This window comes from Pedobacter nanyangensis, assembly GCF_003313505.1.
GTDB lineage: Bacteria > Bacteroidota > Bacteroidia > Sphingobacteriales > Sphingobacteriaceae > Pedobacter > Pedobacter nanyangensis.
On record NZ_QMHO01000017.1, the window covers coordinates 45620 to 66996 of the forward strand.

Annotated in this window: 11 protein-coding genes; 6 read left to right on the forward strand and 5 right to left on the reverse strand. The window is 40.6% G+C overall.

Annotation, left to right across the window (positions count from 1 at the left end):
- Window positions 1-20: 20 nt before the first annotated feature.
- Entirely contained in the window at window positions 21-1838 is a 1818-nt protein-coding gene (locus tag DUT71_RS18875; protein WP_113664102.1) for a serine hydrolase domain-containing protein, read from the reverse strand.
- Window positions 1825-3462 carry an amidohydrolase gene (locus DUT71_RS18880; protein WP_113664103.1) on the reverse strand — a complete coding sequence of 546 codons (1638 nt, stop codon included), beginning with the start codon at window positions 3460-3462 and terminating at the stop codon, window positions 1825-1827. The genes DUT71_RS18875 and DUT71_RS18880 overlap by 14 nt, the downstream gene beginning before the upstream one ends.
- Before the next feature lie 710 nt (window positions 3463-4172).
- On the opposite strand from DUT71_RS18880, the gene DUT71_RS18885 reads away from it, so the two are divergent.
- On the forward strand, window positions 4173-4967 hold the full coding sequence (locus DUT71_RS18885) for a glycerophosphodiester phosphodiesterase (RefSeq protein WP_162796122.1): 795 nt from the start codon (window positions 4173-4175) through the stop codon (window positions 4965-4967).
- On the opposite strand, the gene DUT71_RS18890 is transcribed toward DUT71_RS18885, so the two are convergent.
- Window positions 4960-5454, reverse strand: a complete 495-nt coding sequence (locus tag DUT71_RS18890) for a cytidine deaminase (protein ID WP_113664105.1) — start codon at window positions 5452-5454, stop codon at window positions 4960-4962. The genes DUT71_RS18885 and DUT71_RS18890 overlap by 8 nt on opposite strands.
- 138 nt (window positions 5455-5592) lie before the next feature.
- On the opposite strand from DUT71_RS18890, the gene DUT71_RS18895 reads away from it, so the two are divergent.
- From DUT71_RS18895 to DUT71_RS18905, 3 genes are read left to right on the forward strand one after another with little or no spacing between them, the layout of a single operon-like run.
- Window positions 5593-10590, forward strand: a complete 4998-nt coding sequence (locus DUT71_RS18895) for a translocation/assembly module TamB domain-containing protein (protein ID WP_113664106.1) — start codon at window positions 5593-5595, stop codon at window positions 10588-10590.
- Window positions 10574-12874 carry a translocation and assembly module lipoprotein TamL gene (gene tamL / locus DUT71_RS18900; protein ID WP_113664115.1) on the forward strand — a complete coding sequence of 767 codons (2301 nt, stop codon included), beginning with the start codon at window positions 10574-10576 and terminating at the stop codon, window positions 12872-12874. The genes DUT71_RS18895 and tamL overlap by 17 nt, the downstream gene beginning before the upstream one ends.
- 4 nt (window positions 12875-12878) lie before the next feature.
- Window positions 12879-13880, forward strand: coding sequence for a YihY/virulence factor BrkB family protein (locus DUT71_RS18905; RefSeq protein WP_113664107.1), 1002 nt, complete (start codon window positions 12879-12881; stop codon window positions 13878-13880).
- A gap of 78 nt (window positions 13881-13958) precedes the next feature.
- Here the strand turns inward: DUT71_RS18905 and DUT71_RS18910 are convergent, their stop codons facing one another.
- A complete protein-coding gene (locus DUT71_RS18910; RefSeq protein WP_113664108.1) occupies window positions 13959-16088 on the reverse strand; it encodes an ATP-binding protein in 2130 nt (709 codons plus the stop codon).
- 162 nt (window positions 16089-16250) lie between these two features.
- On the reverse strand, window positions 16251-18125 hold the full coding sequence (locus DUT71_RS18915; protein WP_113664109.1) for a DNA topoisomerase IV subunit B: 1875 nt from the start codon (window positions 18123-18125) through the stop codon (window positions 16251-16253).
- Between the two features lie 316 nt (window positions 18126-18441).
- On the opposite strand from DUT71_RS18915, the gene DUT71_RS18920 reads away from it, so the two are divergent.
- A complete protein-coding gene (locus DUT71_RS18920; RefSeq protein ID WP_113664110.1) occupies window positions 18442-19791 on the forward strand; it encodes an APC family permease in 1350 nt (449 codons plus the stop codon).
- 51 nt (window positions 19792-19842) lie between these two features.
- Window positions 19843-21003, forward strand: a complete 1161-nt coding sequence (locus DUT71_RS18925) for a trans-sulfuration enzyme family protein (protein ID WP_113664111.1) — start codon at window positions 19843-19845, stop codon at window positions 21001-21003.
- Window positions 21004-21377: the final 374 nt, after the last annotated feature.

The following is a 21377-nucleotide window of genomic DNA, read 5'->3' on the forward strand; positions in this document are numbered from 1 at the left end:
AGCCTATCTGTTGCAAGGCATTAATTTTTACCTTTATCAATTGCTCGGTTAACCACATCCTGAATGCGCGGGCGGATATTAAGTTTACCTAGCATTTCACTCACCGTAGGATTTACCCGGTTCGTTAAAATGATGTAAACCATGTTACGGGCCGGATCTGTCCAAACACCAATTCCGGTGTAACCCGTATGCCCAAAAGTTTGCGGAGAAGCTAGCTCCGAAGGATATTTTTTGGTCAAATCAGGATCCCATCTATCGAAACCCAAGCCTCTCCTGCTTACATTAGATTGTTTGCTGGTAAACATCTCTACCGTTTGGGGCGTAAAATACTGTTCTCCGCCATAGGTTCCTTTATTAAGGAGCATTTGGTTGTAAATAGCCAAATCATTGGCCGTACCAAATAAGCCGGCGTGTCCCGCTACCCCACCTTTTAACGCAGCTCCCTGATCATGAACATAGCCTTCTAACAAGGTTTTTCTAAACACCTTATCATCTTCTGTAGGCACAATTCTGTCTTTCGAGAATCGGTTTCTTGGCAAATATCCTGCCGTTTGCATCCCCAAAGGAATATAAAAATTCTGCTGTACGTATTGATCTTCGGGCATTTCAGAAATGTGTTCAACAATATCCTGCATCACATACATGCTGATATCGCTATATACATAAGTGCCTCTGGTTTTTATCGGCGAATTCAACATTTTTGGCCACATAAAATCGTTAAAGAAGCCCTTTTTGATGTAGTAGCGATCTGCCACTTTAGTTGGATAAGCCGCTGAAGAATCTCTACTATAATCACCCTCCTTTACAAAATTGTGAAAGGGAATGTATGGGATAAAGCCCGCCTGGTGCAGCATTACCTCTCTTACACTAATTCCGTTCATGGGCGTATTGCGGGCCTTGGCGATGTAGTAGCCAATATTGGTGTCCAATTTCAATTTCTTTTCCTCTACCAAGCGCATTACACTTGGCGTGGTTGCGGTTGTTTTGGTTACCGAAGCCAGGTCAAAGATATCCGTTACCTTATCAGCCTGTAAATTTTCATAAGTATGGTAACCAAAAGCTTTGTTGTAGATTACCTTGCCATCTTTTGCCACCAATACCACCATTCCTGGAGCGGCTTTTTTTGCGATACCTTCGTTCACGATCTCGTCTATCTCTCTCAAATCGTTGCTATTTACCTGTGCATCTTCGGGCACAGTGTATTTTAAACGGGTGGCTTGGGTTAAATAACCTGCTCCCTTTGCATATTTAGTAGAATAGGATTTATCGAGCAACTGGGTGGCGGCAATACCGCCGAATATAAATTGAGGGGCAACCAAGGCCGCTTCTTCATTATCCTCTGAGCTCCAAACCAACGGGGCATTCAATTGATCAAACGAAGCTAAAGCACTGCCGTTGCCAAACAGAGCCACTACCACATTTTTACTTTTGGCCATATTGTTGATAAAGCCTACATATTTTGCGCTTCGGGCCATGTCACTATTCAATGCCACGATAATGGTATTGTAGAATTTCACATCGTCTTCCAGATCATTCAAGGTGGTTGAATCGGTATATTTAAGTGCGCTCAAGCTAGCAATGGGGGCATACTTATTTAAAAGACTGTCAAAACCTAACTGATATTGATAGCCCAAACCTATGGATACCATTTTCTTCTGCGCCAAACCCACTATCGGAATAAAGTTTTGGTAATTATTAAGCAGTACCGTGTGCTTTACCACGTCGTTGATCTTGTTTAAACGATTTTGGTTTTGTTTATGATCTTGGGCGCAGGCAGTAAAGGAAACAACAGCAGTCAAACAAATGGCGATCACGCCCATCAGGTTATTTTTTCTCATAAACTTTTTCTCCGTTAACGTATGTTCTAATTACTTTATTTTCTAAAATTTGTTTTGCATTTGCTTTCAACAGGTCGTTTTCCATCCATACAAAATCGGCGAATTTACCAACTTCCAAACTACCTTTTTCATTTTCTTCAAAATTTGATTTGGCAGCCCAAATGGTCATTCCTCTAATGGTTTCTTCGGGCGTTAAAGCATTTTCTACCTGAAAGCCCGCAGCGGGCCAACCTGTTGCATCTTTTCTGGCGGTAGCGGCATAAAAGGTAAGCATAGGGTTAATCTGCTCCACAGGAAAATCAGTCCCCAAAGGAAGCCAACCATTTTGCTTTAACAATTGTTTGTAGGCGTAGGCACCTTTTATCCTATCTTTTCCTAATCGAGCTTGTGCCCAGTACATATCGGAAGTAGCATGAGTGGGCTGCACCGATGGCACGATCTTCGCTTTTCCAAACAGTTCAAAATCTTGTGGGGCAACTACTTGGGCGTGCTCAATACGCCAACGTTTATCGTTGTTAGCTCCCAAAACCTGGTTATAGATTTTAAGGATGGCCCTATTGGCAGAGTCTCCAATGGCATGGGTGCACATTTGGAAATTATGTTCATTGATCCTCTTTGCAACTTTTTCGAAATGGGCTAAATCACTCAACATAAAGCCTTTTTTATGAGGCATGTCACTGTATGGATGTAATAAACAGGCGCCTCTTGAACCCAATGCGCCGTCGCCATATACTTTAAAAGACCTTACGTTTAACCGATTTGTTTTGATTGCGCCGCGTTTAATAAGGTAGTCGTAATTTTTTTCACGATCCGATAGCATGACGTAGAAACGCATTTTCAAGTCGCCATTTTTTTGCAATTGCTCAATTCCCTCCACGGCATCATAGTCGAGGCCACAATCATCAATGGTAGTTAACCCTACCGCAAAGCAATTATTTTGCGCTTGCAACAGCAACGATTTCATTTGTGTGTGGGTAAGGTCTGGAATTTTGCGGTTCACCAAATCAACGGCATTATCGATGAGTACACCGGTAAGTTTGCCATTTTTTTCTACAATTTCACCTCCCGTAAGTTCATAAGCTTTGGTAATTCCAGCAATTTCAAGTGCTTTTTGATTAGCAATAGCAGCATGTCCGTCGATTCTGGTAAGTAAAACGGGTCTATCAGGAAAAAGCCGGTCTAATTTATCTTTGGTAGGGAATTGCTTTTCAGGCCAGTCGTTTTGATCCCATCCCCTGCCGGTTAGCCAACCCTCGGGGTGAGCCTTTGCAAATTCCTGCAACCTGGCCAACGCTTCATCCCATGATTTAGCCTCCGTTAGGTTGGCATTATTTAAACTTTGTGCATAACCAAAAAAATGTGCGTGGGCGTCAATAAAACCTGGATAGATGGCTTTTCCTTGGCCGTTCAGGGTTTCCTTAGCGGGATATTGCGACAGGATATCGTCTGATTTTCCTAAGGCCAATATTTTTCCGTCGTTGATGGCCATGGCTTCTACCACTTCAAAGCCTTCATTTACGGTGTAAATACGGGCATTGTAAACTACCAGGTCGGCTTTTTTTGTGTTGCAGGACATCAGGAACAGTGTGGTGGCCGCAAGCATTACAGCTGTGAATTTTCTCATGCAAGATAATTTTGGTTTTTCATTTTAAAGATAGGAAAGTTTAGGGTTTATAAAGGTTTTTGCCTTAAATCTCCTTAAAAAACATCCGCAAAACTGCTATTGGTGGCCAGCAAATAAAACTTGGTCATTGACAAAGAAAGACCAACTGGGCGTTTTGTTTATGGGTCAATTTATGTTAGTTCTGGTTAACATCGGCTTTTCAATATCGAACATAAAAATTTGATAGAGAAGAATTTAAAAATATCGCTGCGTTGCAGGGCTATCTTGATCGGGGCAGCTATATTACCGATTATCGGCTGCGTGAAAGTTGCAATACAAGCAGCCCCATTTTTTCCAACCATCGGGGAAAAAAAGCCTCATTAAGCTCCAACCAAACTTGCAAAAACCCGCATTACTGCACCTAAACACACATTTTGATTACGGCATATTTTTAGAGATAAAGGGATTAAATCGCTGTACAAGCATTTCGTCAATCCTATGCGTGACCCTTTGTCTACTAAGTAAACAAACCATCGCTATTAGCACGCCTTTCTACCTATGAAAAACTTAATATTTTCGGTGTAAAAACTTGTATTTAAATTATATAACTTTGCAACTTCAATAAATATCCCATTTTGATAATGCCCTTTCCAATTAGACGTGTCGTTTTATTTATCAGTTGCTTCACGGGATTTCTGCTGTTCCTTAGCTCCTGTGGCCGACCTTCGCCAATGGATACTCCTATCAATTTTTTGGGACACAAAGGCAGTGGCAGCAATAATTACAACGATTTTTTGATTGAAAACACGCTTCCATCAGTGCAAAATGCCGCAGGCAGGCTTGATGGTGTTGAGCTGGACATTCAAATGAGCCTTGATGGTACCCCGTGGGTTTGGCACAACAGCAATTTGAGCGGCTTTGTATGCAATAGCTCTTCCCAGGACATTATTCCTGAAATGAGAGATACGGATATCGAAAAGATCAATATTTGCCACAAAAATAAAACCGACCGTATTTATAAGCTTTCGGAAATTGTGGATTGGAACAATAATACGGGCAGAGGTCTCTATCTCTCGCTAGACATTAAAATATCCTTTAGCGCAGCCACTTTTAGTTTATATGGAAATAGAAATGGCTACTTGACCCAATTGGCCACCAGCTTGGCACAGGTATTCCAAAATTATAAATTTATTGATAGGACTTTGGTAGAGGTAGATAGCCAGTTGTTTTGTACCCAACTGAAATCAAATAATGCCACCAAGGGAATTACCACCTGTTTCATGAGATACGAACCCATGCCTCAAAAAATAAATAATGCACTGAGATTGGGCTATGATGGACTAAGCTGCAACTACACCGATCCAACGGTAACCAAAGAAACTGTAGCCGCGGCTCGCAAAGCCGGTTTAAAAGTGCAATTGTGGACGCCCTACTACCGAGACGAGCTTAGAATTGCCTTTGCAATGAACCCAGATTTTATTCAAACGGATAATATATATGCCAAACAGGCCCTAAATGTTAGGTAATCCCAGCCAATCTATCTTCTACAAAAACAAAAGGCAACAAACTTTTAATTCCTTCCACTTTCATAATTTGCCCATTTAAACAATAAAAAATTACGCTAATGGGCGATTTTTGCTTTTGCTCAAATTCTGCCATAACCTGTAAACAAGCCCCACAGGAAGTGACAGGGTTCTTGATTTCAAAACTTTCGGTGAAAGCAGTAATGGCCATTGTTTTGACCACCGCATTTGGCTTTGAAGAACCTATGGCGAAAAGCGCCACCCTTTCGGCGCACAGCCCAGAAGGATAAGCAACGTTTTCTTGATTACTGCCCAGTACAATTTCCCCATCTGCCAATTGTATTGCCGTACCCACCTTAAACTTAGAATAGGGTGAGTATGATGTTTTTAGGGCTTCCTCTGCCCGTATGCACAAAAGTCTGTCCTCTACAGAAAGCTCGCTGAGCTGTTCGTAGGTTTGGTAACTAATGTTAAAGTGATGTACATTCATAAATTAAACATACAAATTAGAATTAATAATTGATTGTAGACAGACCAAAACTTTATGGAGCTAGCTTTGTTTGCTTTAAGTGGCAAAAAGCCATTTTAAAATAAATAACTATATTAAACCATCAAAAAACAACTACTCTTGAACAAATATTTTAGAAAAGGCCTTAAGATTATTTTATGGATTGTTGCCAGTATTATTTTACTGGTAGTGCTTATTGCGCTTTCCTTAAATATTCCCGCGGTACAAAATTTTGTAAAGGATAAAGCCATTGGTTACCTCAAAAACAAAACAAAAACCGAGGTAAGACTGGAAAGTATTAAGATAGCACTCCCAAAAGATGTGGTACTTAACAAATTCTACCTCGAAGATCTTCACAAAGACACCCTACTGTATGCTGAAAAACTACAAGTAGACATCAGTCTTTTCAAACTGCTAAAAAACACGGTAGAAATTAATTATCTGGAGCTGAAAAATATCAGGGCCAATGTAAAAAGGGTTAATCCAGATACTACCTTCAATTTTTCCTTTTTAGTGGATGCCTTTATGAGCGACCAGAAAAAACCTGAGGAAAAAGTAGAAAAGGATACCACTTCAACGCTAAAATTTTCGGTAAACAAAGTTCGTTTTGAAGATATTGGGCTTACCTACAGAGATGATGTAGCCGGCAATAATGTAAAGTTTTATCTGGGTAAACTGGAAACGAAAATCAAAGATTTTGATTTGGCCAACCAAAAGTATGTCATCAAAAGCTTTGTGGTAAACAATACTTCCCTGGTTTACCTGCAACAAAAACCTTTAACCCAATTGGTACAACACCTAAACAACAGTGTAGATAGTGCACAAAAAGAACAGGGAAAACTACCCAACATTGAGGTACAAAAGTTCGAGTTCAATAACGTAAAGGTTAATTACAACGACCAGTTGACCACCACCAATGCCGTAGCAAATGTCAATAAACTTGCTTTCGATAATTTAAAGGTTGATTTGACCAATGGCCAATACATTACGGATAATGCTGAGCTGGCCAATTCCTTTGTCAAATTTGCCTTTAAACCTGCGCCGAGCAACGATTTAAGCAAGGTTAAGGATACAGTGGTAGTTGAAGAATCAACTTTGGCACTGGCCATCAAAAAAATAAACCTGATCAACAATCAATTGCAGTTCGATAACTTAGGGGCCAAACCGCTTAAGAAAGGAATCGACTTTAACCATTTGAACATTAAAGGCCTTAATTTAGGTGCCGAAGACGTGAATTATAGCAGTAAAGGCATTACCGCCAACGTAAAAAATGGTTCACTAAGCGATCAAAGTGGCTTTGTACTTAGCGCATTAAGGGGTAATGCCATTTATAACGACAAGCAAATCAAGCTGGACAATTTCGTATTGAAAACACCAAATACCAATATCGAAAATGCAACAGACCTTAGCTTTACGTCTTTGGATGACCTGACCAAAAATCCGGAACGGGTAAAACTAAAAATCGATATCAAAAATACCACCATCGGGTTAAAGGACGCTACTTTTTTCAGTGATGCACTGCCGCAGCAATACGCCAATCAGAAAATCAAGGTAAATGCTAAAGTCAACGGATATCTAAATAGCCTCAACATTCCACAGCTACAAATTAGCGGTTTAAACAATACACAAATTGAGGTAAGTGGTAAAGCCAACAATGTGACCGATATCAACAAGGCTTACCTTGATTTAAACATTAAAAAAGTACACCTTACAAAAGGCGATATTTTGGCCATCGTACCTAAAAAATCTTTACCCCCTAGCATTCAACTCCCCAACGTCATTGATGCCAGTGGCAAATTCAAAGGCTCTATGAGCGATTTTAACTCCAACCTGAATGTGAAGTCAGACATGGGCGGCGCTGTTTTAGCGGCAACGATGAATGGCCCGAAAGGCAGAGAAAAATACAAAGCCGATGTGAGCTTAAACAATTTTAATGTAGGCCGATTGTTGAAGCAAGAACCAACCTTGGGCAGAATATCGGCCAAAGCAGCTGTAGTGGGTACGGGCTTAGATCCTAAAAAAATCAATGCACAGTTTAATGCAACGGTGCTAAGTGCCTATTACAACAAATACAACTATCGTAATTTGAAATTATCAGGCAAGTACGCCAACCAAAATGTATCTATCAAAGGAAACATGCCCGATAGTAACGTAAATGTGGAACTCAGCGCCAACGCCAATTTAGCTGGCAAATATCCTGCGGTTAAAGCAAATGTGGCCCTAAAACAAGTCGATTTACAAAAACTGAACTTTAGTAAAACCGAATTTAGGTTTGCGGGAAACATCAAAGCCGACATCAAAACCGCAGATGTGGATTATTTGAACGGAGATGTGTTTGCCACAGGCCTACAACTGGTAAAAGAAGGCAAAAAGTTTAACGTAGATACCATTCAGTTAAACGCCATGTCAACCGCTACCGAAAATAAATTGGTACTTAAATCAGAATTGCTTAGCGCAACCGTAGATGGTAAATATCAATTGAGCAAAATTGGCAGTGCCATCATCAACCAAATCAACAAGTATTATCAGTTTGGAGAGGTTACCAAAATCCCACCACAACGAATCCGTTTTACGGCAAACATTTACAACCCTAAATTTTTACAGGATTTTGTACCATCGCTCACCACCTTTGCCCCTTCCAAAATCAATGGCTTAATTGATACCGAGAAAGACAGTTTGTTGATGAATGCGGTATTCCCCAAAATCACTTACAACAACATCAACTTAGATAGCATTAAACTGAATGTGGGCAACGAGGGTCAAAAGCTTAATTATCGTTTATTTGTCAACAGCATCACCAATCCATCTATTGCTTTGTTCAATACCGAGGTTTCTGGTTCCGCAGCAGATAATAAGCTAGATTTAAATGTCTTTTTACGGGATAGGCAACGCAAAGATAAATATGTGATTGCGGGTATTTTCCAATCCATCAATAAAGATTTCCGTTTCAACTTAGATCCTAGCAAACTATTACTGGATTACGAAAAATGGACCGTAGCCCCCGAAAACTATATCCAATTTGGAGAATCGGGCATTTTGGCCCATCAATTCAACATCAGCCAAGGTTCACAACTGTTGAGTGTAAACAGTACTTCCGACACTCCAAACTCGCCGTTAAAAGTTGAGTTTAAAGATTTTCAAATTGAAACCCTTACCAAATTTGCCGAAACCGATACCACTTTAGTTGGCGGGGCTATCAATGGAACGGTAGACGTAAAAGATTTGGTTTCAAATCCTAAATTCGAAGCTGACATTACCATTTCTAAACTACGTTACCAAAAAGATGAATTGGGTGATTTAAAAGCCATCGTTAACAACAATACCGAGAATGCTTTTGAGGTTGATGTGAGTTTAAAAGGTGTGCACGAGCTTTCGGCCAAAGGGTTTTATTACACTGCTCCTCAAAGTAATTTAGATTTGAATATCGACATCAATAAAATTGATTTGCGACAGATAGAAAGCGTAAGTCTTGGGCAAATTAAGCAGGGAAAGGGAACCATTACCGGCCAGTTTACCGTAAAAGGGGAGCTGAACAAACCACAAATTTTAGGAGCTTTGAAGTTTAATGATGCCGGCTTTAGGGTGGCTTACATTAACTCCTATTTTACCATGCCTACCCAGGAAATTGCCTTTAACAACGAAGGCATTCGTTTTAACAACTTTACCTTGGTTGATTCATTGGGCAAAAAAGCGACCGTTAACGGTATGGTTTATACCAGCGATTTCAGCAACGTACGCTTTGGACTGGATATCCGTACCAATAATTTTAGGGCAATTAACTCCACCGCCCAAGACAATGACATGATTTACGGAACAGTATTTTTGAGCAGTAATATTCGAGTACGTGGCGATTTGAACCAGCCCGATGTAAACATGAACATTACCGTTGAAAAAGGAACCAAGTTTTATTATGCCATGCCTGTCGACGATCCTTCGGTGATTGACCAGGAAGGAATTGTACAATTTATTGATGCTGATGCACCACCTTTTAACGGACAAAAGGATTTAAAAGCCGATAGTGTGAGTAAATCGCCAATTAAGGGAATTAACCTAGTTGCCGATATCAATATCGATCCAGAGGCAGAACTGAATGTGGTAGTTGACCCTGCCAATGGCGACATGCTAACGGTTAGAGGCGATGCCGATTTAAATGCTACGATGGATCCTAGCGGTAAAATTAGCATGACCGGTCGTTATGAAATTGTAGACGGTTCTTACAGCCTATCTGTTGGACCACTGGGCAAAAAACCTTTCAAATTGGTAAAAGGAAGCACCATGGTTTGGACAGGCGAGCCTACCGAAGCCAATATCAATTTAACTGCACTTTACGAAGTGAACGCAGCGCCTATCGACCTACTAAATTCTCCCGACGACCCTACCACTAAGACAAAGTTGCCGTTTCAGGTTTACCTTTACATGAAAGGCGAACTAATGAAACCTATTATCTCCTTTAAAATTGATTTACCCGAAAATGAGCGAGGCACGGCAGTAGGTAGCCAAGCCTATACCAAGCTACAAAGCGTAAACCGTGATGAAAACGAATTGAACAAACAGGTTTTCGCTTTATTGGCCCTAGAGAGATTTATTGCCAACAATCCTTTCCAAAGTTTAGCCGGTGGCGGTGGCGGGGTATCTACCCTGGCCCGTTCAAGTGTAAGTAAATTGTTGACCGAGCAGTTGAACAACCTCGCATCAGATTTGATCCAAGGGGTTGATGTTAATTTCGGTATCAACTCATCAGAAGACTACTCCACCGGAAGCCTGGAACAAAAAACCGATCTGGAAATAGGCCTCTCTAAAAAATTACTGAACGACCGCTTAACGGTAACCGTAGGAAGCTCTTTTGCACTGGAAGGGCCGCAAAATGCCAATCAAAGCGCCACCAATATTGCGGGCAATGTAAACGTAGAATATGCCCTGTCCAGAGACGGGCGTTACCGCTTGAGGGCCTATCGACGCAACCAAACCGAAAGTGTAATTGAAGGCCAAATTATAGAAACAGGCCTAGGCTTTACCTTGGTGGTAGATTACAACAGATTTAGAGAAATATTCCAAAAACGTAGAAACAGAAACAGAAATGAAGCAGAGCAAAAACCAAAAAATGAAAAAGCTAATTAAAATAAGTGCTTTCATATTGGCTTGTTTTCTGCTGGCCAATTGTAGCAATACCAGATTTTTGAAGCCGGGACAAAATCTTTATACCGGCGCAGAGGTAAAAATCAATCCCGATTCATCATCTAAAATAGCCAATGAAAAACAGGTAAAAAATACCTTGGAAGATAAAACACGTCCTCGTCCCAATAAGTCTATTTTAGGACTAAAACCAAAACTATACATCTATAATCTTGCAGGTGAGCCTAAAAAACCAAAAGGATTTAGAAATTGGTTGCGCAATAAAGTAGGCGAACCACCCGTGCTAATGAGCGAGGTAAAACTGAAATACAATAGCGATGTATTGAAAAGCTATTTAATTAGCCAAGGATATCTACAGGCCGATGTTACGGGCGACACGGTCATCAAAAGACGCAGAGGAAAAGCCATCTACACCGCTTTAACGGGCACTCGATATAAAATCAATGAGATTACCTTCCCGCCTGACACGGGTGATTTGACTCACAATATCAATCAAAATAAGGGCAAAACATTATTGAAACGTGGTGATTTTTATGATTTGGATACCTACAAAAATGAACGTATCCGAATTGACAATGACCTGAAAGAAAGCGGCTACTTCTATTTTAGTCCTGAGCATTTGATCTTACAGGTAGATAGTACCATTGGCAATCATTTGGTGAACATTAACGTGCGCATTAAAACCATTGCGCCCGATGCCGCGCTGAAACCTTATACTGTAAGGAACATTAACATTTATCCAAGTTATAGTTTGCGAAGAGATAGTATTTTAAGGCGGTTAAAGCCTTTAAAATACAACGACTTCAATATTTACGACAATCGAAATACTTACAAACCTAGGGTGTTTGACAGGTTGGTTTTCTTTAAAAAAGGAGAAAGGTACAACCGTAAAGATCACAACCAGTCCCTAAATAGGATGGTGAACTTGGGTGCTTTCCAGGACGTAAGGGCAGAGTTTTTACCAATAGACAGTTTCAAAAACAATCAACTTGATTTGAATATTTACCTCACGCCGCTAAAGAAAAACTCCCTTACTTTTTCGGTTACGGGAACCCAAAAATCCAACAACTTTATTGGTTCTGAATTGAAAATTACGCAAACAACCCGCAATATCTTTAGAGGTGCCGAACAGTTGGACATTAGCGCCAGTGGAGGTTTTGAAACCCAATACAGCGGGCAAGCCAAGGGCATTAATTCCTATTCGCTTACTGGAGAAGCAAAACTCACACTCCCTCGCTTTATTGTGCCTTTTTATAAGCCGCGAAGCACCAATGCCTTTACGCCAAAAACCATTGTTTCGTTGGGCTATCAATTATTGAGTAGAGATACCGTTTACAAACTGAACTCTTTCAAGGCCCAATATGGTTACAATTGGAAAGAAAACCAGTTTAAGGAACATAATTTTTTCCCAGCTTCCATTAACTTGGTCACTTCGAATAAAGATACCACTGATGTTGCTTATAAACGACTTATTAAACAAAATCCCGGATTGCAGTACACCCTGGAAGACCAGTTTATTATTGGAAGTACGTACAGCTTTACCTACACCAACCAAATGCAGGAAAAACGCCGCCATAACTTGTATTTCTTTGGTGGATTGGAAACCAGCGGAAATGTTTGGGGACTTTTTATGCGCAAGGGCTCAAACGGCGATCGTAGGTTATTCAATATTCCCTTAACTCAATTTGTAAGGGTCGAAACCGATTTAAGGAGCTACTACAAACTAAATCCGGGCGTGATATGGGCCAACCGCCTAAACTTAGGTTATGGTTATGCTTATGGGGGTAGCAGCTCCCTTCCATTTGTACGCCAATTTTTTGCTGGGGGTACCAACGACATTAGGGCTTTCAGAGCCAGATCCCTAGGGCCCGGGACTTATCACGTTCAAAACAATAGCGCAGGCTTTGCCGATCAAGGTGGTGACGTAAAAATGATGCTCAATTCGGAATTAAGATTTAAATTGGTGAGTATTCTGCACGGTGCCGCTTTTGTGGATGCTGGAAATATTTGGTTGCGCAAAGGTGACCCCGATAGACCAGGCTCCGCTTTTAAACTCAAAAATTCATTTGATGAACTTGCAGTAGGTACAGGTGTTGGTTTACGAGTTGATGCCACAATATTTGTCATCCGCCTAGATGGCGCCTTTCCTATTCGCAAACCCTATTTACCTAAGGGACAGCGCTGGGTAATAGACGATATAGATTTTGGAAGCAAAGGCTGGAGAAGAGATAATCTTGTTTTAAACATTGGCATCGGATATCCGTTTTAATAGCATGAAAAAAATTCCTAGACAGATAAAATCGTTATTTGTAAATACCTACCATTTATTTATTGCAGCCGGCAAGGGCTTTATAGAAGACCGTGTAATGAAACTTAGTGCCGCTTTGGCCTACTATACCATCTTTTCGCTCACGCCTTTAATTATCATCGTGATTTCCTCGGCATCTATTTTTTTGGGCGACAACATGGACCCCAACACCAAACTATTTGGCGAGATTAGTGAATTGATTGGAAACAGCGCTGCCAACCAATTACGAGTCTTTGTAAACAATGCCAATTTATCTGGCCGGAGTACCATTGGCCTCATCATAGGCATAGCAACCTTGCTCATTGGTTCTACGGCCATTTTCATAGAAATACAGGATAGCATTAATTTAATCTGGAAAGTAAAGGCTGTGCCCAAAAAAGGTTGGAAAAAACTCATCACCAATCGTTTGCTCTCTTTCTCGCTAATTGCATCATTGGGCTTTTTGCTGCTGGTATCGCTGGTAGTAAACAGCGTTGTGGTGGGCATTGGCGGTAAGCTCGATACCTATGCTGCCAAAATTGGTATCGAAGAAGTATCGGGCTGGTTAATGCTCATTGTAACCAATGCGCTTACCTTGGCCGTTGTCACTACTATTTTCGCCATCATTTTTAAAGTATTGCCCGATGTGAACTTAAAATGGAAGCCTGCATTGGTTGGGGCCCTATTTACAGCACTGCTTTTCAGCTTAGGCAAATATATTATAGGCATTTACATTGAAAAAGGTAACCCCGGCTCGGCATTTGGCGCAGCAAGCTCCATTATCGTCATCTTGGTTTGGATTTACTATTCGGCCATTATCCTATATTTTGGGGCCGAATTTACACAAGCTTATGCCGAAAAGTTTGATACGGGCATAACTCCCTCTAAATATGCCGTGCATTTGAAAACCATTGTTGTAGAAAAAGAAGTGGACAAATTACCGCCGCAGCATCCAGAAGATACGGTTAAAGCAAATAAAGAGATATAATTTTGGACTCTCCTCTTTTAGAGGGATGTCCAACGGCCGGGGTCTCGTTTTGGCCCCTACTCAATGCATCAACCTTTGTCAGGCTACAACATAGTTCACAATTTTACCAATCAGCTCCTTTTCAGAATAAGGTTTCAGCACCAAATCGTTCATTCCCGCAGCAAGGTACCTGTCCCTATCTTCTTCCAAAACGTTAGCAGTTACGCCAAGTACCGGAACTTTCGCCTTAGCTTTATCCTGGTCTGCTCTTATCAAGCGGGTAAGCTCTACTCCGCCCATAATCGGCATCTGCACATCGGTAAGTATCAGGTCATAGTTGTTTTTGGTGAAAAGCTGAAAAGCCTCCGAACCATCATAGGCCGTATCCGTAATGACATTATATTTTTTAATCACTGTTTGGGCCAGCAATACGTTCATTTTATTATCGTCAACCAATAAGATCCTTTTTCCCGCCAAATGGCCAACATCAGTAATGGCCAAATTCTTTTGTTTGCTGGCAACATCATCACAAAGCTCATAAGGAATTTCAAACGTAAAGTTAGAGCCTTTGTTGATCACGCTGGTTAAGCCTATTTTGCCTTTTTGCAGCTCCACAATACGCTTACAAATGGCCAAGCCCAAACCTGTTCCTTTTTGAGTGTTTTTGGTAGTGGAGTAATTCACCTGCGAAAATTCATCAAAAATAACGGCGGCATCTTTATCTTCTATCCCTACGCCGGTATCAATCACCTGTATTTTCAAAGTACCTACTTTTTTAGATACCGCTATCATGTCCGCTTTAAGAACCACAGAACCCTTGTCGGTAAATTTAATGGCATTGCTCAGCAAGTTCATGATGACTTGTTTCAAACGCAACGAATCGCCGATAATGGTGAACCCAGCATTAAAGGATATTTGTTTCTCCAATTGGAGTCCTTTTCTGGTAGCTTGAATAGCAATACTGTTAAAAACCTCGTTAATGGCGTCTGCCGGGGCAAATGCCACCTTATCAAAATTGATTTTACCAACCTCATATTTAGAAAAATCGAGAATGTCGTTTACTAAATCCAACAGTAGCTCCGAAGAGGTTTTAATGGCTTCTACTTGCTCTTTTTGCTGCGAGGAAAGGTTATCCTGGCTTAATTGCTCTGAAAAACCAATTACTGAATTAAGTGGTGTACGGATTTCGTGGCTCATATTAGCCAAAAAGCGACTTTTAGATTGGGCATACTGGGATACCCGTTGACCGTAATCGATCAATTGGCCCTCATTACGATAAATTTTCCATAGGTTAAATAAAATAATGGCCACCAATGCCAGCAACAACCCAAATATAACCAGATAAATATTATCGATACTTTTAAAGGTATTATCCAAGTTATATTGGATATCCTTCCTGGTTTGGGAGGCAAAAGCTATTTCCGAAGCCTTAAAATTTTGGAGCAGGAATACAATTTCGTTGATGATCCGCGAGTTGATACGTAAAATTCCCAACTCGCTATCCTTTAATATTTTGTTGGCCGCATACAGATTTCGAAAATAAGTATTGATATTCCTGATCTGCATCTTGTTGTAGTTTCTGCTCAACAAGGAAGTATCCAACGTGATTTCTTTCTTCACCAAAACCGCATTGGTATCCACTTTTCCCTTTTTTCTTGAAAAAGCAGCTGCAATCCTGCCAAGCAAGCCTTTTTCCTTTACTTCTACCTTTGGTTTGATGGTGTCTATAGTGATCATGGTCTTGAACCTTCCTTGGGTAATCTCCATCCCCTTGGTAAAGGTTCGCTGTTTTAGCGTATCGATATTTCCATTAATCAGGAACAAACTATCCGTTAGCTGTTTAAGTTTCAGGTAGATTTGCATCTTTGCTTTCTTCTGCGCCACTAAACCCTTTACGTTGTTGGAATAAGACTGGGCATTTTCACGGAGCTGGAGGGTATCCAAAATTTTGGAAACTCTACCAATCTCATTGGAAAACTGCTTCATGTAAGCCCCATTTCCGGTTGCCTCAAACAGCCTACAATTATTATCAGCTTTATATAAAAGCATTACACAGGTATCCAGCTGCGAGTAATCATTTTCGATACGGCTAAGCTGGCTTACATTTTGGGAAAGTAAGCTAATGCGGTTATTACGGGTGTAAAAAAAGATTGCTGAGATAAAAAGTGCGAGTAATAAAATTACAATAAGCCCATAACGGGAAGCACTTTTTTTGGTGTTGATAGTCATACGTTGCGTTAATGCGGATCGTCTAAAATGCAAAATGCAACACCAAGGCAAATATCATGCCCTAAATAATAATGCTTTTATATTCTTTTATATTTTAGAAGCAAAGCATTTTAGCACTTCAAACAAAAGCCATAATTCACTGAAAACATTAATATTACGCCGTTATGCCACTTCTAAATCTTCTATATCCTTTTCTTCAGCGTCTACTTCATCTTTTTCAATACGTAGATTTTTAATGATATGTTGTTGCCTATCGGGTGTATTTTTCCCCATATAATATTCCAATAAGCTCTTAATGGTTTGCTCCTTTAAAATTACCGGGTCTAAGCGAATGTCTTTTCCAATAAACAAGCCAAATTCGTCTGGAGAAATTTCTCCCAAACCTTTAAATCTAGTAATTTCTGGTTTGCTGCCCAATTTTGCGATGGCGTTTTTACGTTCTTCATCACTATAGCAATAAATCGTTTCCTTTTTGTTCCTTACCCTAAAAAGCGGGGTCTGAAGGATGTAAACATGTCCGGCTTTTACCAGATCGGGAAAAAACTGCAGGAAAAAAGTCATCATCAATAAACGGATGTGCATGCCATCCACGTCAGCATCTGTAGCAATTACAATATTGTTATAGTGCAAACCCTCCAGGCCATCTTCAATATTCAAGGCATGCTGCAAAAGGTTAAATTCCTCATTTTCGTAAACTACTTTTTTGGTCAGTTCATAACAGTTAAGCGGTTTCCCCTTAAGACTGAAAACGGCCTGCGTTTCTACATCCCTTGATTTGGTAATTGAACCCGAAGCCGAATCTCCCTCGGTAATGAACAGGGTGGTTTCGTATCTACGTTCATGATTACTATTAAAATGAACTTTGCAGTCTCTTAGTTTTTTATTGTGCAATGAGGCTTTTTTAGCCCTGTCGTTGGCCAATTTTTTGATCCCTGCAATATCCTTGCGCTCACGTTCCGATTGTTTGATACGGGTTTCGATAGCATCAGCTACATCCTTATGCTTGTGCAGGTAGTCGTCCAATTCCTTTTTCAAGAAATCGTTAATGAACGTACGCACCGTTTGTCCTTCTGGCGCTATTCTTTCCGAGCCCAGTTTGGTTTTAGTTTGCGATTCGAAAACAGGCTCCTGAACCCTGATCGCTATGGCAGCAATAATAGACGCTCTAATATCCGAAGCGTCATAATCTTTATTGTAATACTCCCTCAGTGTTTTAACTACGGCCTCCCTAAAAGCCGCTTGGTGTGTTCCGCCCTGAGTAGTGTATTGTCCATTTACAAAAGAGTGGTAATCTTCGCCATATTGTTGGCCGTGGGTCATCGCTACTTCAATATCATGCCCTTTAAGGTGGATAATCGGGTAACGAATTTCCTCTGGCTTGTTTTCCCTCGAAAGCAAATCGTACAAACCTCTTTCCGAGAAATATTTTTGGTTGTTAAAATTGATCGTCAGGCCTGTATTCAAGAAAACGTAGTTCCAAATCATGGTTTCTACAAAATCAGGAATGTACCTATAATTTCTGAAAATGGTTTCGTCTGGATGAAAAGTAATGGAAGTGCCATTACGCTGCGTGGTTTCAATTTCCGGATGTTCAAGCGTTACCAATCCTTTGCTAAATTCAACACGTTTGGTTTTACCATCCCGATAACTTTGTACCACAAAAATAGTAGAAAGTGCGTTTACCGCCTTGGTACCCACTCCATTCATCCCTACTGATTTTTGGAAAGCGCTGCTGTCGTACTTACCGCCAGTATTCATTTTAGAAACACAGTCGATTACCTTGCCCAAAGGAATGCCCCGACCATAATCCCTAATGATTACTTTATGCTCATGTAGGCTAATATCGATGGTTTTTCCCGCACCCATCATAAATTCATCGATGGAATTGTCGATGATTTCCTTTAACAAAACGTAAATACCATCATCCTGTGCCGAGCCATCCCCCAGCTTCCCGATATACATACCTGGACGCCTGCGGATGTGCTCCTGCCAATCTAAGGACTTAATACTGTCTTCGTTATAGATAGGTTCTGCCATAATACTTCTTTTACGTGTGGATTTCCTTGAAATGAAACAAAGCCATACAAATTTAATCAATTTTAGCCGTTTTTATTGGCTAGATTTCCACATTTGAACAATGGCCCAATCGTTTGGTATTTTTTTGATGACGCAATTGTAGCGTAGTATTTTATTGTTAAATTGTGCTTCGGATTATTTCTCGTCATTGCGAGGCACGAAGCAATCCTACAGCTATAAATTCATCAAAATTGCATTAGATTGCTTCGTACCTCGCAATGACGTGACGCATACAACACCGCCAAAACAACCTAAACCAACAAACTAAACTATTTCAATGAACCCCGAGAAAAAACAACTTTCGCTTTTCGACCTTTCCATGATCGTGGTGAGCCTAGTGATAGGCATGGGTATTTTTAGAACTCCCGTAAATGTGGCCGCTAAAGCTCAAATCCCCGAACTCTTTTTTCTAGCTTGGATTATTGGTGGTTTTGTGGCCCTTTGTGGTGCACTAACCTATGCCGAAATTGGCTCCCGCTATCCTGTTACCGGTGGCTATTACAAGATTTTTTCGGTGTGCTACCACCCTTCCATCGCCTTTGCCATTAACTGTATTATTGTGGTGAGCAACGCCGCTTCGGTGGCTGGCGTTTCTTTAATTGGTGCCGAATATTTAAATAAAGCGCTTTTCCCTGTGGAGATGCAAACCAACGACCATCGTATCCTCATCGGTTTGGTCAGCATCATTATTTTTTACACCATCAACCTATTGGGATTAAGAACCAGCTCCAGAACCCAGAATGTACTTACGATGATTAAACTGGTTATGGTAATTACCTTAATTTGTGCCGTTTTCTTTGGTGGCCAAACACAACAATTACCCTCTGTTTTTAATACTGCAAATGGCTTGCCTGCTACCTGGAGCGATTACGGGAAAGCCCTTGGCATCTGCTTAATAGCCGTTTCCTTCAGCTTTGGAGGTTACCAGCAAACCATCAACTTCGGAGGCGAAGCTAAAGAAGCCAAAAAGGTAATTCCTCGCTCAATTTTAGTGGGCTTGGGCATTATCATTACGCTTTACATGGCCATTAACTATGCTTATGTAAAAGTAATTGGTTTTGAGCAATTAAAATCGGCACAAAGCATTGCCGCCATTCTTGCCGGGCAGATTTTTGGTCCAACAGGCTTTACCATTCTTTCGGTACTCATATTCCTATCGGTACTGGGCTATGTAAACGTGAACTTGTTGAGTAATCCCAGGGCCATGTATGCCATGGGCGAAGAAAAGGCCTTGCCTCAAATCTTCACCAAGAAAACGAAGAAAAACGATGTAATGGTCGTGAGCCTTACGGTGTTCACCATCCTGTCCATCATTACCCTGTTTTACGCCAAAACCTTCGACAAAATTTTAAACTATACCATTTTTATGGACGGTGCAGGCATGATCTTCTCAGCGGCTACCATTTTCTATCTCCGTAAAAAAACAGCGCACTTGGATAAGAACACTATTTACACCATGAAGTTTTATCCTTTAATGCCGATTATTTTTATTGCAGCGTATTTGTTCGTAGCGATCAGTATTTATAACGATGATTCGGAAGCGGCATTAAACGGCATTTACATTTTCCTTGGTTTTGTAGTTATCTACTTCATCAATAAATTTTTAAACAAAAGAAAAGCAGCTTAATAAAGTTAAAACGATAGAGAGTTAACTTTTTACTTTAGACTTTTAACCTAAATGGATATTTCATACATTTTAAATGAGCTTGGCGAAGAAAGAGCAAATTATTTCAATGCCATTGCCCCGCCCATTATCCAAACCAGCAATTTCAAATTCAACACGGTTGATGATTTTAGGGAAGCTTTGGCCGACGAATACCAGGGCAATTTGTACTCGAGGGGCTTTAACCCCACCATTGATATTTTAAGGAAGAAACTAGCGGCGCTTGATGGCGCAGAAGATGCGCTGGTTTTTGGCAGCGGCATTGCCGCGGTAACCATTCCCGTTTTGGCCCTATTAAGTGCTGGCGATGAAGTAATCTGCGTAGAAAATCCTTACAGCTGGACCATCAAATTATTTAACAGCTTTCTCCCAAAATTTGGCGTAAAAACCACTTTTGTAGATGGAAGCGACACCTCAGCAATTGAAGCGGCCATTACGCCACAAACCAAACTGATCTATCTAGAATCGCCCAATACTTTCAGTTTTGACGTACAAGATTTGGAAGCCATTGCCGCTATGGCCAAAGCTAATGGAATTATCACCATGATTGATAACAGCTACTGCTCACCACTTTACCAACAGCCCATTGCTTACGGAATTGATTTGGTAGCCCAGTCGGCAACTAAGTATTTGGCAGGGCATAGTGATGTAGTAGCGGGCGTAGTAACTGGCAAAAAGGAATTGCTCAAACAAATATTTGAAAAAGAATACATGAATATCGGCGCTTCTACGGCACCTCAAAACGCCTGGTTGTTGCTCAGGAGCTTGCGCACTTTACCCATCCGCTTGGAAAAAATTACCGCCAATGCCAATAAGGTGATTGAGTATTTGGAACGGCATCCTAAAGTTGAAAATGTGCTCCATCCTTTCAGCAAAAAAAGCAAACAGCTTGACTTGGCCAAAAAGCAAATGAAAGCTTGTGGTGGCCTGTTTAGCATTACCCTTAAAAATCCTAGCTTAGAAAAGATAGAAGCCTTTTGCAATAGTTTAAAGCATATCCTAATGGCCGTATCATGGGGTGGCTATGAAAGTTTGATTATTCCGGCCTGCGCCGGCATTAGCAAAGCTGATTTTGACGTAAATAACCCAAGGCACGTTTTGATTAGGGTTTATGTGGGTTTGGAAGAGCCCGAGTATTTGATTAACGATTTGGAGCAGGCTTTTGAAAGCATATAATGCGCTAACTACATAACGCCAAAAACATGTATCACTTTTTATGTAGTATTGTTACGCATTTAAATGAGTTAATACCAATTTTATGACAGACGAACACAAAATAATATTAGAGTGTTTAACTGTGTATTTAGACAGGAATCCTAGCCAAAGATTTGCAAGCCATTTTCAATTTGGGGATAAATGAGTTTAAACAAAATGAAGAATATCAGTTAAGGGACATCTACAATCACAGTGATTTTGAAATTCTAAAAAGAATAGATAAAAGACTGGAATTGAATTAAACTAGCTGTGGTTGGTGATAACACCAACCACAGGTCTAAATGAATTAAACTAGCACCCTGTATTATCACCCACCATTAGAGAAGCGAAAATCC

Bases quoted from the DNA above. Each gene is read 5' to 3' on its own strand.
- DUT71_RS18915 (WP_113664109.1), bottom strand. From the start codon at position 18,125: ATGGCAGAACCTATCTATAACGAAGACAGTATTAAGTCCTTAGATTGG.
- DUT71_RS18905 (WP_113664107.1), top strand. From the start codon at position 12,879: ATGAAAAAAATTCCTAGACAGATAAAATCGTTATTTGTAAATACCTAC.
- DUT71_RS18910 (WP_113664108.1), bottom strand. From the start codon at position 16,088: ATGACTATCAACACCAAAAAAAGTGCTTCCCGTTATGGGCTTATTGTA.
- DUT71_RS18920 (WP_113664110.1), top strand. From the start codon at position 18,442: ATGAACCCCGAGAAAAAACAACTTTCGCTTTTCGACCTTTCCATGATC.
- DUT71_RS18880 (WP_113664103.1), bottom strand. From the start codon at position 3,462: ATGAGAAAATTCACAGCTGTAATGCTTGCGGCCACCACACTGTTCCTG.
- DUT71_RS18885 (WP_162796122.1), top strand. From the start codon at position 4,173: ATGGATACTCCTATCAATTTTTTGGGACACAAAGGCAGTGGCAGCAAT.
- DUT71_RS18925 (WP_113664111.1), top strand. From the start codon at position 19,843: ATGGATATTTCATACATTTTAAATGAGCTTGGCGAAGAAAGAGCAAAT.
- DUT71_RS18875 (WP_113664102.1), bottom strand. From the start codon at position 1,838: ATGAGAAAAAATAACCTGATGGGCGTGATCGCCATTTGTTTGACTGCT.
- DUT71_RS18890 (WP_113664105.1), bottom strand. From the start codon at position 5,454: ATGAATGTACATCACTTTAACATTAGTTACCAAACCTACGAACAGCTC.
- tamL (WP_113664115.1), top strand. From the start codon at position 10,574: ATGAAAAAGCTAATTAAAATAAGTGCTTTCATATTGGCTTGTTTTCTG.